Source organism: Candidatus Neomarinimicrobiota bacterium, from assembly GCA_022567655.1.
GTDB lineage: Bacteria > Fidelibacterota > SORT01 > SORT01 > SORT01 > JADFGO01.
In genome coordinates, this window is record JADFGO010000015.1 from 16049 (window position 1) to 32306 (window position 16258).

The following is a 16258-nucleotide window of genomic DNA, read 5'->3' on the forward strand; positions in this document are numbered from 1 at the left end:
TTGAAACTCATATGCCGTGCGGTTATCTTCGGAGGGATGGCAATGATCATATATTATGCTTCGAGGTTATCTCTTCATCTACTCCTTCTCGTTTTGGTCGTGTGGGTAGGAATCTCCTCCGCTCAAAGCCCCACAGACATCAAGGAGAAGATTTACGACAGGGGGGAGGAGCTGGAAGGCTTGAGGACCACGATAAACGATCTCAAGAAGGAACTCGTCCGGAAGGAGACGACGGAGATCGACTTTCTGAGGCAGATACGGAACCTGAACAAACAGATCGATTTCACCAACCGCCTGCTCGCCCGGCTCGATCAGGAGATATTGGTCAGAGACAAGGGAGTTTCAGTCGCCCGGGAAGAAGTGGAAATTTCAAGGGATAATCTCGTCAAACTCAAGGACAGGTTCGCAAAACGCGCCGTCAAGATGTATAAGGCGGGGACTTACAGCGATTTCGAGCTGCTGCTGACCTCCGCGAGCGTCAGTCAATTCTTTTACCGGATGAAGTACATCAAGATAATCAACGACTATGACCGGAAATTGTACGCCTCGATCAACACGGCGATAGACATTCTGAAGGAGAAAGAACGGCTGCTTCTGCGCGGGATAGAAGAACGGGAGGTGGTTGTATCCGAGAAAAAATCAGAAAAACGATCGCTCTCGAAGAACCGTGTAGTGAGGAGGGGGTTACTCAAAAAAGTCAGGCAGGATCAGGGAGCGCTCAAGAAACTCGTAAAAGAGAAAGAAGAAGCCGCTAAACAGGTGGAATCTATAATCATCGCTCTTGAGGAGGAGAGGAAACGTTTGGAGGAGTTGGCAAGACGGCGCAAGGTGCCTATCGAGGAACTCGCTATCGACGCGAATTTCGCGAGTCATAAAGGGAGGCTTATCTGGCCTGTGGTCGGCAAGGTGACTGCGCGATTCGGGAAGAGGAGGCATCCGAAGCTGAAAACTATCACGGAGAATTCCGGTATCGACATAGCCGCGAAGGAAGGCGCGGAAGTGGTCTCCGTACTGACCGGAAGGATAACGAGCATCACCTGGATCCGGGGGTTCGGAAACACGGTGATCATAGACCACGGCAGCGGGTATTACACCGTCTACACCCATCTCGGCGAGGTGTACGTTACTCCGGATGAAACGGTGGCGAGCGGACACAGAATCGCGACGGTAGGTGAGACCGATTCGATCGACAATTCCGCTTTTCACTTCGAAATATGGTATAACCGCCAGAAACAGGACCCCATGAAATGGCTGAAGAGGGCGCTCTAAAGATGGCGTTCGACAGGCTTATCGGGCAGGAACAGTGGTCGGAACTACTTCTTCGGGCCTGGAAGAACGACAGGCTCGCACATGCGCTGCTGATATCGGGAGCTCCCGGTTCCGGAAAGGAAACGCTTGCGCTGGAAATGGCGAAAATATTGAACTGTACCGAAGAAGAATACGGTTCGTGCGGAAACTGTTCCGCCTGTAAACGCATCGAAAAATTGGAACATCCTAACCTGCAGTTTATCTTCCCGCTTCCGGGCGGGACGAGAGATATCGACGACCCGCTTGCCGGGCTGAACAAAGATACATTAGAGTTCATCCAGAGCGAAATCGCGAGGAAAGCTGCGAACCCGTACTACAGAATAGAAATACCGGGCGCTAATGTTGTGAGGATCGACAGCATCCGGAGCATAAGGAAAAATGCGTATCTCAAAAGCGCCGAACCGGGCAAAAAGGTGGTGATAGTCTCCCGCGCGGAAAAGATGAACAACGAAGCCGCCAACTCGTTCCTTAAGCTGTTGGAAGAACCTCCGCCGGACACCTATCTGTTTCTTACCACATCGAAACCGGATTCGTTGGTTTCGACTATCCGCTCCCGATGCCAGGAGATCAAGTTGAACAGATTGGAGAGGAGCAAAGTCATTGAATCGATTCTGTCAGCCGGAGCTGCAGCTAAGCGGGCGGAAGAGTTAGCGGAATTGGTGGATGGTGATATCGGGAGAGCGCTTAAATTGATGGAAAAGGGAGAATATGATGAGAGAGTGGAGATCGCCGAAGAGATCATCGGAGTCATCAGTAACGGAGCGGCGAAGGATATCTCTTCATTAAACCGAAAAATTTCCATGCTGTCAAAAGAGGGGAAAGAAAAACTAACCGATATTCTCAACATCACACTGCACAAACTGATCGATGATGGTGTGCCCGGGATTATGAGATCGAAAGTAGCCATGCCGTTTGACAAAGCGATTGATTTGATCGGACGAAATATTTATATTCCCATGATCTTCACTACTTTAGTGTATGAGACGAGGTATCTGTTGAGGTCAAAATCGATAAAATCGGAGCGAAACAGCTAAGATTGGATAACGTTATCAGTTTGAAATTTAAAGGTTCCCGGAGGGAGTACTATCAGAACTTTCTTGAACTTCCGTTTGAAATAGGCGATTATGCCGTGGTTGAGGTGGAAAACGGCGAAGACATGGGTGTGATCACGCAAAGAAACCTGAGCGTGGCTGAAGCGCTCGTCAAGAAAGAACGCCGGATATTAAGAAAGGGGAGCACTAATGATCTGCGGCAGCTAAATGAGAATCAAAAAAAGGAAGCCGATGCCTTTGTTTTTGCGTTGACAAAAGTTGAAAAACGCAGGCTTGAAATGAAGCTGACCGACGTTGAATACCAGATGGATAGAAAAAAGGTGACTTTTTACTTCACCGCGGATAACCGGATAGATTTCAGGGAACTGGTCAAAGATCTCGCTGCCGAATATAAAACCCGTATTGAACTCCGCCAGATAGGACCGAGAGATGAGGCGAAAAGACATGACGGCTGCGGAGTTTGCGGTTTGACACTATGCTGCTCAACATGGATGTCGGGCTTCGAGCCGATCAATACACAGATGGCAAAGGAGCAGGACCTGCCGATAAACCCGTCGCGGTTGGCGGGAGTCTGCGGCAGGCTTAAATGCTGCCTCCGTTTCGAACATGATTTTTATAGCGAAGCTATGAATTATTTCCCGAAAGTCGGGACGAAGATTCGTATAGACAAGGGTGAGATTGAAGTAGCGAAGCTCGACATCTTCCGTGAACTCGTGTACATAAGATATCCCACGGAAGAATGGGAGGCTGTAAAACTCACCGATTTTAATTCCAGGTATGACGTAACAGCGTCCAACTGATCTAATGGGAGATTTCAAGCGGACTTTAGTCACCTCTGCTCTACCGTACGCTAACGGTCCACTCCATATAGGTCAAATCGCCGGCGCTTATCTCCCGGGCGATATATTCGTACGCTACAGCCGACTGAAAGGCGACGAGATTATCTATATCTGCGGGACCGATGAATACGGCGTACCGATCACTATTTCAGCTGAGAAATCAGGCACGACTCCGCAGGCGGTTGTCGATCACTATTATCCGTTGATTAAAAAAAGTTTTGAGGATTTCGGGATAAGTTTCGATAATTTCTCCCGCACTTCTTTACCGGTACACACGGAAACGGCGCAGGATTTTTTCACAAAATTCATGGAAAAAGGTTACCTGATAAAACGCGAGTCCGAGCAATGGTTCGATACGGAAAAAAAGATGTTCCTGCCGGACAGGTACGTAACCGGAACTTGCCCGCAGTGCGGCAGCGATGACGCCAAAGGAGATCAGTGTGAAGTGTGCGGGAAATGGTATGACTCCATTGAGTTGAAAAACCCTGTGAGTCAGCTCAGCGGTAAAACACCGGAGCTCAGGAAAACGTGGCATTGGTATATGAAATTCGGTGATTTTCAGGAGAGATTGAAAGAGTTTATTGAAGCTCACAGCCACTGGAAAGCAAATGTTATCAACTATTGTAGGGGCTGGCTCGAAGAAGGATTGGAAGAGAGAGCCGTGACGCGGGATCTCGATTGGGGCATTCCGGTTCCTCTTGATGACGCAGAGGGCAAGAAGATTTACGTCTGGTTTGAAGCGGTATTAGGCTACATATCCTCGACGAAAGAATGGGCGCAGAAACAGGGCGATCCCGGGTTGTGGGAAAAGTATTGGAAAAGTGATGATACCCGCCTGATCCATTTTATCGGGAAAGATAATATCTATTTCCATGCCCTCATGTTTCCCGCCATGCTGATGGGTTATGGAGGATATGTGTTAGAGGATAACATTCCCGCGAACGAATTCCTGAATCTCAAAGGGAGCAAACTCTCCACGAGTAAAAATCATGCGGTATGGCTGCATGAATATCTTCAAAATTTCCCTCCTGATCCATTAAGGTACGCGCTCGCCGCCAACGCACCCGAGGGAAAAGATTCGGATTTTACCTGGGCTGAATTCCAATCCAAAAACAATAACGAACTCGCCGACATATTAGGGAATTTCGTTCACCGGACGGTTACATTCGTCCACAAATATTTCGAAGGAAAAGTCCCTCCTTCTTCGGAACTAAGCGAAAGCGATAAAAAACTTATTTTACAATTGAAGGAATCTACGCAAATAGTAGGGGAAGCCTACGGAGAATTCAGGGTAAAAGACGCCGTTAAGGGGTGGATGAACCTTGCGAGGTCGGGGAATAAATACTTCAATGAAAACGAGCCCTGGGTGACGTTAAAAAGCGATCCGGAACGGTGCAGCACCGCGATAAATCATTCGGTCCAGACTATAAAAACTCTTGCAGTGCTGGCGTCGCCCGTCCTTCCCTTCACCTCCGAAAAGATATGGTCATTGTTGAATCTCGACATGGAGATCAGCTGGAGCGAAGCGGGACATGTTGATATTGACGCCGGGCACAAACTGAACGAACCAACCGTATTGTTCCCGAAAATTGAGGATGAGCAAATAGAAGCAGAGGAGTCTAAATTGAGTGATGAGAACAGTTCCGGCGGAGAAACCGGAAGTTCAGGAACCGATAATTTGATAACTGTCGAGACGGTAAAAAGTCTGGGACTCAAGATAGCCACGGTGACTGAGGCAGAAAGAATCGCCGGTACAGATAAACTTTTGAAATTGATAGTCTCCCTCGGTGATGAGAAAAGACAGATAGTTGCAGGCGTGGCTGCCGACTACGAACCGGAGGATATTAAGGGGAAAAGGATCGTCGTCGTAACGAATCTGAAGCCGGCCACCATACGCGGAGAAAAATCGGAAGGGATGCTGCTCGCTGCGGAGTCGGATAAGGGCTTCAGCCTACTGACAGTTGAGGGCGAACTTCCGGACGGCGCATCTATTAGCTGACCTCGTCCTGAGCAATTGATGCTGATAGATTCCCATATACATTTAGACTCCGAAGTTTATTCTGACGATCTGCCGGAGATTTTAATCAAGGCAGATCAATCGGGTGTACGGAAAATGATCACGCCGGGAACGTCATTGGAATCCAGCGCCAAGTGCATTCGAATCGCACAGGAAAATGACGGAATTTACGCTGCCGTAGGAGTACACCCGCATGACGCTGATAACGCGGCTGATGATTTTGTAAAGCGGTTGGAAGAGATGAGCAGCGATGAAACTGTCGTGGCGATAGGTGAGATCGGGCTCGACTTTTTCAAAAACTATTCTTCAGACGAATCGCAGATTAAGGTTTTCAAGGCTCAGTTGGAGCTCGCTGAAAAGTTGAATTTACCGGTTATTATTCACAATCGTGATTCAGACGCTGAAATGGAAAAATGCTTGACCGAGAACCGTAATATCAGGGGGGTTGTTCACTGCTATACCGGCGGGATCGATTTTGCCGAGAAACTTTTGTCAATGGGGTACTATCTCGGATTTACAGGCATCATCACGTTTGGAAATGAAGAATTAATCGAGGTTGTCAAGATGATCCCAAAAGACCGACTGTTGATCGAGACCGACGGACCGTACATGACACCTGTTCCTCACAGAGGTAAAAGAAACGAACCCGCCTATCTGAAATACATAGCGGAGAAAATTGCTCAAATCAAGAATATGTCGATTGATGAGTTGTCCGAAACCAGTTCCGAAAATTGCTTTAACCTGTTCGAGGGTCTTCGAAATGGCGGCTAACAGAAGATTTCGGCATAAAAAGAGCCTCGGTCAGAATTTTATGATGGACCGGAATATTGCCCGTAAGTTGGTTGAAAGCGTCGGGGTTACGAAGGATGACATAATTTTAGAGGTCGGACCCGGAACGGGAATTTTAACGGAGGAGCTCCTGAAACGCGCGAAACATGTCAGTTCGGTTGAAATTGATGAGAGATTAGTGGAAATCTTGAACGAAAGGTTTGCCTCAGCAAAGAATTACGAAAATATACACCATGATTTTTTGACGTTTGATATTTCAGACCTGTCAAAGCGGCAGAAGAGCAAGATAAAGATCATAGGAAATATTCCGTATCATATTACCAGCCAAATTCTGATCCATATTTTCGAACATTACAGGGTAGTGGAGAACTTGACCGCGACAGTCCAGAAAGAAGTGGCAGAGCGTATCTTGAGTCCACCCGGCAGTAAGACTTACGGTATATTGTCGGTCTATTCCGCGATTTTTTCCACACCGGTAAAGCTGTTCAATATATCGAGGGGAGCGTTTAATCCGAGACCGAAAGTTGAATCGACCGCGTTCAGGTTGAACTTTAAAGAAAAGATAGCTGTTAAACCTGAAGACGTAAAATTGTTAATGCAGGTCATCAGAACCAGCTTCGGTAAGAGGCGAAAAATGCTGCGGAACAGTTTAAAAGATATCGGTGACTGTATTTCGTTTCTTGAAGAGAAAGGGTTTGATCTATCGCTCAGACCCGAATCGCTTCACATCGGGGAGTTTATTGATCTTTCAGCTGCCATCAAGGAGTGGATTAACGGCGAAAGCGCCCGACTTGTGAAACAATGAGGAAGCGAAAGCGTATCTATTAAGAAAGTGGAGAAGAACTCATGAATGTTAGGAGCAATCAATGGTAATCGTAAGATCGATCTTCGGACTTCTGCTAATCCTCGCCCTGTCAACAGAGGATGCTGCCGCCGGAGGGAAATTCATGCTTGAATCTGATCTAAAAAACAATGAAGAGATTCAGACGTTCATGATCTCGTACAATAGGGTCGAAGGATTATTTTTGGGCTTAGGAATACCAAAAGAATATAATGACTATTACGGTTTGGGAAACAATTTGACTTTTTACGGATCGATCGGATATGGTTTGTCCAACGATAAAATAAGGTATCGTGCCGGTCTAACTCGAAAATTTTTTGGGAAGAACAGTTTGGAGTTAGGGATCGAGTCTTTTGATCTGACTCATACGGAAGACCTGTGGATAATATCCCGGGACGAAAATACAATAGACGCTCTATTTTTTCACGAAGACTATCATGACTTTTACCGAAGCTGGGGAAGCGCGATTTACGGGAAGCAGAAGCTCGGCAAAATTTTAGTAATCGAAGCGGGCTACAGGCTGGAAAACCAGGAGAATATGAAAGTAGAAAAGGACTGGTCTCTCTTCCGACAGGGAGAAGATTTCAGGGACAACCCCTTGATTCAGGAGGGAGAGTATAAAAATACGTATCTGTCCGTTGAATTGGGGAATTCGCGAAAACTAAAGAATTGGTCTGCCTCGCTGGATGTGGAGTGGAACAGTGATCTTATTTCAGATAATATGCCTGATTATGAAAGATATATAATCAGTTTGAGCAAGTATCAGCGACTCGGAAGAAATGACGAAGTGAATTTCCGTGTACGATACGGGACAACTTTCGGAACGGTACCGGATCAAAAGAAATTCGACCTTGGAGGCATCGGTACGTTACGGGGATATGGATACAAAGAATTTCAAAATGGCGAAAAAATGGTTTTGATCAATACCGAGTATATCACCGATGGAGATGCAATTACGGGATTGGAATTTCTACCTATATTCAATGATTTTGAAGTCGCATTTTTCGCCGATGCCGGAATTGTATGGAACGGAGCGCGCGACTTGCCGAACAGTTCGGAATTAAAGAGAAATATTGGTATCGGACTCCAGTCCGATGATGGAGATTTCAGGATCAATTTCGCGAAACCTTTAGACGGACCAAAGGACGAGAGGGAGATAGTTATTACATTCAGGATAAATCATATGTTTTAAATTACCCGATAGAAATTTTATAATCGTTTTGTAGTCCGGGCGGAGCTTTCAGGCTCCGTTTTTTTGTCCGAAAAATAAGGAGGTTGTGCGAAAAAAAGTAGAAACCGTCATTCCGAAGGAGTCCGGCAGCTGCCGGACGACTGAAGGAATCTCATAAGCATCTGTATTACAGTAAGTTACGAGATTGCTTCTCTCGCCTGCGGCGGGATCGCAATGACAGTTTTTTCAGGTCTTTTCATGTTTTCACCTAGCCTCTAAGTTTAAACGGTAAGACAAATGGATTGACTTGAGTAAGTGAAAATTCTAAATTTGTTTCTGTCGTTCTCAGGAAGCGGAACTATAAGGTGAAAAAGAATTCTAATCTAAACATTTCTTTGACAGCGTTAAGTGGAGTCGCTATACTTACATTCATATTATTCTATTTAGTAGTATTAACCGGGATCAAGTTGCCTTCCGGAGAAGATGATATCAGAAATCTGAATATACCGCTGGGTTCCAATTTGAGTCAGGTGGCGGATAGTCTTGTGTCGATCGGAGTTGTACACTCAAAAAGAGAAGTCACCACCGCCGGTAAAATGCTGGGCGCGGAAAAGCTGATTAAAGCCGGCAGATATAGAATCAAACCGGGTGCGAGGTTATATGAAATTTTTAATATGATAACTTCCGGGGCGGTTGAACCTATTGTTGTAACGATAAGAGAGGGTTGGAACTCCCGGTCGATTGCAAACGAGCTTTCAGAAAAATTAGATATCGACGTAACCCGTTTTCTATTCTTATTATCGGATTCGGTTTTCATAGCGGAAATAGGGCTTGCCACACACCATCTTGAAGGCTATCTCTTTCCCGAAACATACCACTTTTCATATGAAATGACAGAAGCGGCGATGATAAAATGGATGGTAGCGCTTTTTTCGGAAAAGATCGGAGAAGAAGAAAGAACACAAGCACGCGAGATGAATATGACTCTGAATGAGGTGATAACTCTCGCCTCGATAATCGAGGGGGAAGCAGTACACGATTCCGAACGCCCCCTTGTTTCGTCGGTCTACCATAACCGGATCAAAAAGAACATGAGGCTTCAGGCTGACCCCACAATTCAATTTCTGCTTTCCGACGGACCCCGCAGATTAACGAGCAAGGACTTATTCATTAAATCGCCGTACAATACCTACCGGCACAGCGGATTGCCGCCGGGTCCGATCGGCAGTCCCGGTTTAGCCTCAATCAGGGCAGCGTTTTGGCCTGAAAAAACAGATTACATATACTTCGTGGCGACGGGCGACGGCTATCATACCTTTTCGGAAACTCTTGAACAGCATAACGAAGCAAAAAAGAGACTCAGACGTTTAAGGAAAGAATACGACAGGGAAAAGCTGGAGAGTACTCGCTGATGAAACTGAATCTCGAAAGCGCATTAAATCCTGTACAATTAGAAGCGGCAAAGACAGTCGACGGTCCTATCCTTATCCTCGCCGGCGCCGGCAGCGGTAAGACAAGGGTGATTACTCACCGGATAGCGTTTCTCGTAAAGGAGGCTTCGATTGATCCGGGCAACATTCTCGCGGTAACTTTTACGAATAAGGCAGCTAGGGAAATGAAGGAGAGAGCTTCAAAGCTCTTGGGAAGAACCGCTGACCATGTTCAAATCGGAACTTTCCATTCTACCTGTGCGAGAATATTGAGGCATGAGAGTAAATATCTGGGATTACCGAAGAATTTCAGCATTTATGACAGCGCCGACCAATTATCGGTTATTAAAGAGATCATGGAGGACTTAAAGTTTGACGGTAACGGATACAAACCGAGACAATTCAGATCGGTAATCAGCCGTACAAAGAACAGTATGTTAGGTCCCCGGGATTTACTGAAAAAAGGCGGATATTTCAATGAAATTTCGGCGGAGATAATGGAGGAGTATGCTTTAGCTCTTAAACGTGCGGATGCTCTGGATTTTGATGATCTATTGCTCAAACCTTTAGAACTATTCAGAAAATTCGAAGATATGAAAGATAAATACACTGATAAGTACAAGTATCTTCTTGTCGACGAATTTCAGGACACCAACCGGGCGCAATTCGAGCTGCTGCTCTATTTAGCCGGAGATAATAAAAACCTTTGCGTCGTAGGAGACGATGACCAGTCGATCTACGGATGGCGCGGCGCGGACATAACCAACATATTAAGCTTCGAGAAGTATTTTCCCGGTACTAAAGTTTACAAGTTGGAGCAGAATTACCGATCAACAAAGTGTATATTGGATGCGGCTCATGACGTTGTTCAAAATAACAAGAATAGAACTCCAAAGCGCCTCTGGACAGAATCTGAGAAGGGGAGCAGCGTTACTCTCATAAAAGCCTCCGACGACAGGAACGAGGCTGATCAAATATTAACGCTCATGCAGAAAGAAATTTTTCATTCAAAACGGACTTTTCAAGATTTTGCTATTCTTTACCGTACGAACGCCCAGAGCCGGATATTAGAAGATTCTTTCCGCAGAGAAGGGATCGCTTATATGATCGTCGGCGGTGTTAAATTTTACGAACGCAAGGAGATTAAAGACTATTTAAGTTACCTCAGACTTATTACGAACGTGAATGACACGATAAGTCTCAAAAGAGTAATTAATTATCCCCCGAGAGGAATTGGAGCGGTAACCTTATTGAAGGTTAAGGAATTTGCGTTAGACAGAAAATTACTATTCTGGGAAGCGCTCGACAGTTTAGACGAGATTGAAATCGGTCAGAGGCAAAAGAAGGGCTTATCCGAATTTAAACATCTGATAAAAAAATATACCGATCTGAGTAAGGAGCTCCCTTTAGAGGAGCTTGTCCGGGTGTTGGATGATGAGTTGGGCATAAGAAAATTGCTCAAAGAAGAGGACAGCGAAGAGTCTATGCAGAGGGAAGCCAACATACGGGAGCTGTTCAACAGTATCTCCGAATACTGTGAGGCGGAGCCTGATGCAGACCTGGATGGTTTCCTGGAAAACGTGGCGCTCGTTACGGATATAGACAGCTGGGACGACAAAGCTAATGCGGTTACTTTGATGACTCTTCACGCCGCCAAGGGATTGGAATTCCCGGTAATATTTATAGCCGGATGCGAAGACGGGCTGCTTCCGTTGATCAGGGAGTCAGATGAAAATCCGGAGGTTGAAGACATCGAAGAGGAAAGGAGGCTCTTCTACGTCGGCATGACGCGGGCGAAGGAGAAGCTCTATCTCTCCTGCGCTGCGGTAAGAAGGACATACGGAAATTTCACCTGGACCAGGCAATCTCCGTTTCTATCCGAAATAAATGAAGAGCATCTGGATGTAATCGAGACTGAGCGATCCGGAACAGGTGAAACAGCATCTAACGTCTCACGTGTTCGAAGAGGTAAAAAATTGAAGAAACAGAAGGGAAAGAGCGAGTTGGCTGCCGGTGCAATCGTATCTCATAAGTTGTTCGGCAGAGGGAAGGTGCTTGAAGTAACTCCCGATCATGGAGATATAAAGCTCGTAGTCGATTTCGGAGATGCCGGAATAAAAAAACTGTTAGCCGGATATGCCAAGTTAGAACTAATTTCCTGATTCGGGACTCCGTTGAATAGTAAGATCATAACAGGTTTACTCTCGCTTCTTATCGTTTTTAACGGGAATCTGTTCGCCCAGCAAGACAAAGAGAGTGACGCATTCACTTTCGCTTCCAAATTATATAATGATAGACTTTATGACGTTGCCATCGCTCAATTGGAGCAGCTGCTTGAAGAATTCCCTTCATCGCGGTTCCGGTTGGAGACGCTGGAACTATTGGGGAATTCGTATTTTAATCTCCGAAATTACGCCGATTCGAGAAGGGTATATCTTCAGCTCGAAAAAGAGTATCACGGAGCGCAAAAAGCTGAGGAAGCGCTCATGTTGGCGGCAAAGTCGAGTGAAGAGCTGAACGACTACATTTCAGCTGCGGTTACGTTTAAAAAATTAACGTCGTACTATCCCAACAGCAGCAACGTAGAATCGGCATATCTGGCGAGCGGTTATAACTATCTTCTCGGAGGTATGGATAACTTAACCGAGTCGATTCTACTTGAACTCATAGAAGTTAAGGGCGAGAGTGAGGAAGCCCTGACCGCTCTCACGATTCTTGCGGGAATTTATGAAAAGAGCGGGAGAAACGAGGATGCCCTGCAAAAATTAGAAGCTGCTGAATCGCATAGGCATGCGAAGAATCACTTACCTCTCATCCTGCACTCAAAGGGCAGGATTCAGATGAAGTTCTCGGAAGTCGAAAGCGCCGGAAAATCATTGATAAAGCTGTCGAAACTATCTTTAAAAGATAAGGAAGTCCAAAAAGGCCTGATACTTTTAGGGGATATAGACCTCTCGAACGGGAAATATAAATCCGCCTATAACCGGTTCAAATCGGTAGAGAAAAGGGCTGATGCGAAGATTAAAAACAACGCTCTCATTAAGATGGGAGACGCTAAGCTGTTACTCGGTGAACATGGTGAAGCACTGAAACTATATAATAAGATAGAAATTTCCGGATTGACTCCTGTGGAGATGAAAATGTATTACTTCAGGCGGGCATATGCCGCCGAGTCCACAGGCGATATTGTTAATGCCGTTGCCGATTACGATAGGGTACTAAGCGAAAGATATCCGGACACGCTCGGCGTTGCGACGGAATCAAGGAAAAGAGCGGTCGCTCTTTCTCTCAGAATGTCTGATACGGAGGCAGCGGTTTCCTACTGCACAGCATACCTTGAAATGTATCCGGAAGGTAAAGAGAGGGCATATTTCGCCTTTCGAGCGGGGGAGCTCTACCGTAATAATTTGAACGAAACGGAAAAGGCGGTCCCGTATTTCAAGCTCGTTGCCGATAATTACGGTGACAATCAGTTTGTGGACGATGCTTTGTATGAACTCGCAAGGAGCTATTTCGATTTGGGATTGACTCGTGAGTCAACCGATGAACTAAAAAAAATTGCGGAGTTGTACCCCGGAAGCAGTCAGTCCGATGAATCCGAGCGGCTTTTACGGTATATCGATATTTTTGTCGATAAAGAGAGCGAACTCGGTTTCGAAAGGCTCGCGGAACTTATGGGGGGTCTAATCACCGATAAATCGAGGGATGAGCTTACTATAGAGCTTGCCTCGATATATCAGAATGAGATGAAAGATTTTAAGCGGGCGGCGGAGCTTTTGAAAAAGATGATAAGCTCCGAACTTTCAGGAACTCACAAATCTACCGCATTGTTTATGCTTGGTGATATTAACCTGAAATTAGCGTTCGAGGCGGAATATCGAAACGATCATGAGATGAAAAAGTTTTATCAACAGCAAGCCCGTTCGTTTTTGACGGAGCTTCAGAGCAAATTCCCTAACAGCGAAAACGCTTCGGCGGCGACATATCATCTGACGATGATATCAAACGGTTCGAAAGAACAGAAGCTGCGGAGACTCGAATCGTTTCTGAACTCTTTCCCCGAATCGGGCTTTATAGACAAAGCCTTGATGTCTATCGGAGAATCATATAAGGGGAAGGGAAGATTATTAAAATCCCGGAAGCTGTTCGAAAGGGTTCTCAAGGAATATCCAAGAAGCAGGGAATCGGAAAAAGCCTCCTTTGAGATCGCCCTGTTAAGCCAGCGGGATGGCTCGGAAGAAAGGAAGAGGCTCGACCTCGATTCATATATCAGAAGGTATCCCGGTGGAAAATATATTGTCAGGGCGAAATATCTGCTCGGGAACTCACACATGAGGTCAGGCAACCAGAGTGAGGCAATGGATTTATATTCAGACATCGTTCAGAATTATTATTACTCGGAGTACGTGGACAGCGTCAGCTCCAAACTCGGAATGGTTTACTTTGAAGCGGGCGAATACGAACTTGCCCTCGAAGAGTTTCTTTCCTCCGGAAGTGATGAATCGTGGTTCTCAAAAACCTTCGTTCCCTATAGAATACCTTCAAACCGCGAGGAGATATATTTTGCGGCTCTGTCGGCGGAAAAGTCAGGCAATCTGAAGATGGCTAAATCTTTCTACCGCAGGTATCTGCAGCGTGGAACCGATACGGCAAACGCTCCGCAAGCCGCTTTTGCTCTTTTGTCCATATACGAAGGGGAAGGAGGCACACAAAAAACAAAACCGCTCTTGAGAACTCTTCTGATTGACAGTTGGTCCGGAGCCGTAGCCGGTAAGTTCCATGAAATGTTAGCGGACATATATTTTGGTGAAATGGATTACCCGCTTGCGAGAAGCGAGTATGAAATGGCGAAAAACCTTCTACCGAAAAAAGAACATAAAAGGTTTATTTTGAAAATTCTCACCTGTTATTTCCGCGAAGAAAAATTTCAGGATGCGGAGCGAGTAGAGGCAGCGTTCAAAAAAGAGTATCTGAGCAGCGCCACAGCCGACGAGCGCGCTTTGATGTTATATGAAAGAGGAATGTACCTGAGCAAAAAAGAGCTGCTGCCGGCTGCGAAAAGGCATTTCAAGGAGATAACGAAAATTTTTCCGAAAAGCGGTTACGGGGCGGCGGCGGGTTACGAGTTGAGCCTGATAGAAATAGCCGAAAATAAAAAACAGGACGCCCTCAGCCGTTTAAGCAAGTTGGTTGATGAATATCCCGATGACGTGATAATCCCGCAAATTCAGTTCACGATAGGGAAACTCTTTCGTTCTGTTCAGCAGTACAACGATGCGATAGAGTATCTCAAAAAAACGATCGACCACCCGGGTTCGGAAGGATTGAGGGAGACGGCATACACCGAACTCATCAGGAGCTACGAGGAATCGGGACTGCTCGAACCTGCGCTCACGACAGCCTTGTTATACATAGAGAAATATTCTGATTCGGAGAATGCTTTCGACGTGAAGATGAAAATCGGCAGCCTTTTGATGAACGTGGGCGATTATGAGAAGGCCGTGAAACATTGGGAAAACCTGCTGCCTTATGCCGATACCGAAACCAGTTCGGAGATACTCTTCTGGACGGGGGAGAGCTATTTCAACCAGGGCGAATACTCACGCGCCATAACAGAATATCTGAAAGTCTCATATCTCGGCGCGCCGACGAAATTAGACTGGTCGGCCTCCGCATGGTGGAAGGCGGGAAACGCCTACGAGGAATTGGGGGATTACGAGAAATCGGCGCTGATGTATGACAGGATCATAGAGGAAAAGGGCGCCGTCAGCGACTTCGGAAGATACGCCCGGCAGCGCATTGAATCGCTCAGGCTCGCCGGAAAAATAGAGGGGGGGTAGGCTATCGAAGATCGTCAGATTTTACTTGCGCACTCATCAAGTCAAATGACAAAAATATATACGCACCCTAATTTTAAGTTAGCTTTGGATTATGTAAATAGGTTACTATCCTATTTCAAAGATTAGACTTAATTTTATCGATTATTGAGTTGCTCAATCAATAGATTTGACATATCTTTACTCCGTATAGAAATACACTCTCCACGTTTTTTATTTGGTAATAAATATGAATTATGTGAAAATCGTTCTCGCTACTTTAATTTCTCTAGCATTGTTGTTCGTAAGTCTAAGCTCTGATTATCAATGGGTTCATGATAACAAATCACTTATAATTTCTTTCATAATATTGGGCTCGATTATTTTTGCGATTATTGAAGCAAGACTATATCACTTGAAATCTAAATTTGATTCGCGAACTTTGGGACCTAAAGGGCAGATCATGATTCAGGCCTCAATCGAGGAACTTAAGAAAGAACTAAAACGTTTGATTTCTGAAATGTTACCTGTAACAAGTAAAGAAAGCTAAAAGGGCTAGTAAATATTTTAAACAAGGAAGGAGTGATTACAACAACTTTGACTTTAGGAGTGCTGTAAAAAACTTTAATAATTCGATTGAGTCTATTGCTACGATGTCTGGTTACATTAATTTAGGAAATTCTTATTTCTCGATGTCAGAATTGAATGAAGCTCATGAGGCGTACGGTTTAGGTCATAAAATTGCCAAAGAAAAATTGAATAAAAATTTCATAGCAAAATTTTTAAGTGGATTGGGTATTGTTGCCTTTAGCGAAGGTCGTCTTGAGGAAGCTCGGGTGTCATTCGAATCAGCCCTCGAGGAACAAGGTAATATCAAAGATACGTTTGGTGAAGGGTTAACTCTTAATAATCTTGGATTACTGTTATTTCAAAAAAACGATTTTCCATCGTCCATTGAGTATTTTGAAGAAAGTATTAAAAGGTCTGATCAAGCG

11 protein-coding genes are annotated in these 16258 nt (G+C 45.3%); all 11 read left to right on the forward strand.

The window, feature by feature from the left end; all coding sequences use genetic code 11:
• Positions 1–42: 42 nt before the first annotated feature.
• A complete protein-coding gene (locus IID12_02925) occupies positions 43–1269 on the forward strand; it encodes a peptidoglycan DD-metalloendopeptidase family protein (protein MCH8288045.1) in 1227 nt (408 codons plus the stop codon).
• Positions 1248–2342, forward strand: coding sequence for a DNA polymerase III subunit (locus IID12_02930; protein MCH8288046.1), 1095 nt, complete (start codon positions 1248–1250; stop codon positions 2340–2342). The genes IID12_02925 and IID12_02930 overlap by 22 nt, the downstream gene beginning before the upstream one ends.
• Positions 2343–2344: 2 nt before the next feature.
• Positions 2345–3160, forward strand: a complete 816-nt coding sequence (locus tag IID12_02935; GenBank protein MCH8288047.1) for a hypothetical protein — start codon at positions 2345–2347, stop codon at positions 3158–3160.
• Between the two features lie 4 nt (positions 3161–3164).
• Entirely contained in the window at positions 3165–5198 is a 2034-nt protein-coding gene (metG, locus tag IID12_02940; protein ID MCH8288048.1) for a methionine--tRNA ligase, read from the forward strand.
• Between the two features lie 18 nt (positions 5199–5216).
• Positions 5217–5987 (forward strand): TatD family hydrolase, encoded by a 771-nt coding sequence (locus tag IID12_02945; protein ID MCH8288049.1) that lies wholly within the window; start codon positions 5217–5219, stop codon positions 5985–5987.
• On the forward strand, positions 5977–6810 hold the full coding sequence (gene rsmA / locus IID12_02950) for a ribosomal RNA small subunit methyltransferase A (GenBank protein ID MCH8288050.1): 834 nt from the start codon (positions 5977–5979) through the stop codon (positions 6808–6810). The genes IID12_02945 and rsmA overlap by 11 nt, the downstream gene beginning before the upstream one ends.
• A 61-nt stretch (positions 6811–6871) precedes the next feature.
• Entirely contained in the window at positions 6872–8038 is a 1167-nt protein-coding gene (locus tag IID12_02955; GenBank protein MCH8288051.1) for a BamA/TamA family outer membrane protein, read from the forward strand.
• Between the two features lie 344 nt (positions 8039–8382).
• Positions 8383–9429: an endolytic transglycosylase MltG gene (gene mltG / locus IID12_02960; protein MCH8288052.1), complete on the forward strand. Its 1047-nt coding sequence runs from the start codon at positions 8383–8385 to the stop codon at positions 9427–9429.
• Positions 9429–11609: a UvrD-helicase domain-containing protein gene (locus IID12_02965; GenBank protein MCH8288053.1), complete on the forward strand. Its 2181-nt coding sequence runs from the start codon at positions 9429–9431 to the stop codon at positions 11607–11609. Before mltG ends, IID12_02965 begins: the two co-directional genes overlap by 1 nt.
• A 12-nt stretch (positions 11610–11621) precedes the next feature.
• Positions 11622–15287, forward strand: a complete 3666-nt coding sequence (locus IID12_02970) for a tetratricopeptide repeat protein (protein MCH8288054.1) — start codon at positions 11622–11624, stop codon at positions 15285–15287.
• A gap of 668 nt (positions 15288–15955) precedes the next feature.
• On the forward strand, positions 15956–16258 hold a 303-nt coding region (locus IID12_02975; protein ID MCH8288055.1), incomplete at its 3' end, for a tetratricopeptide repeat protein.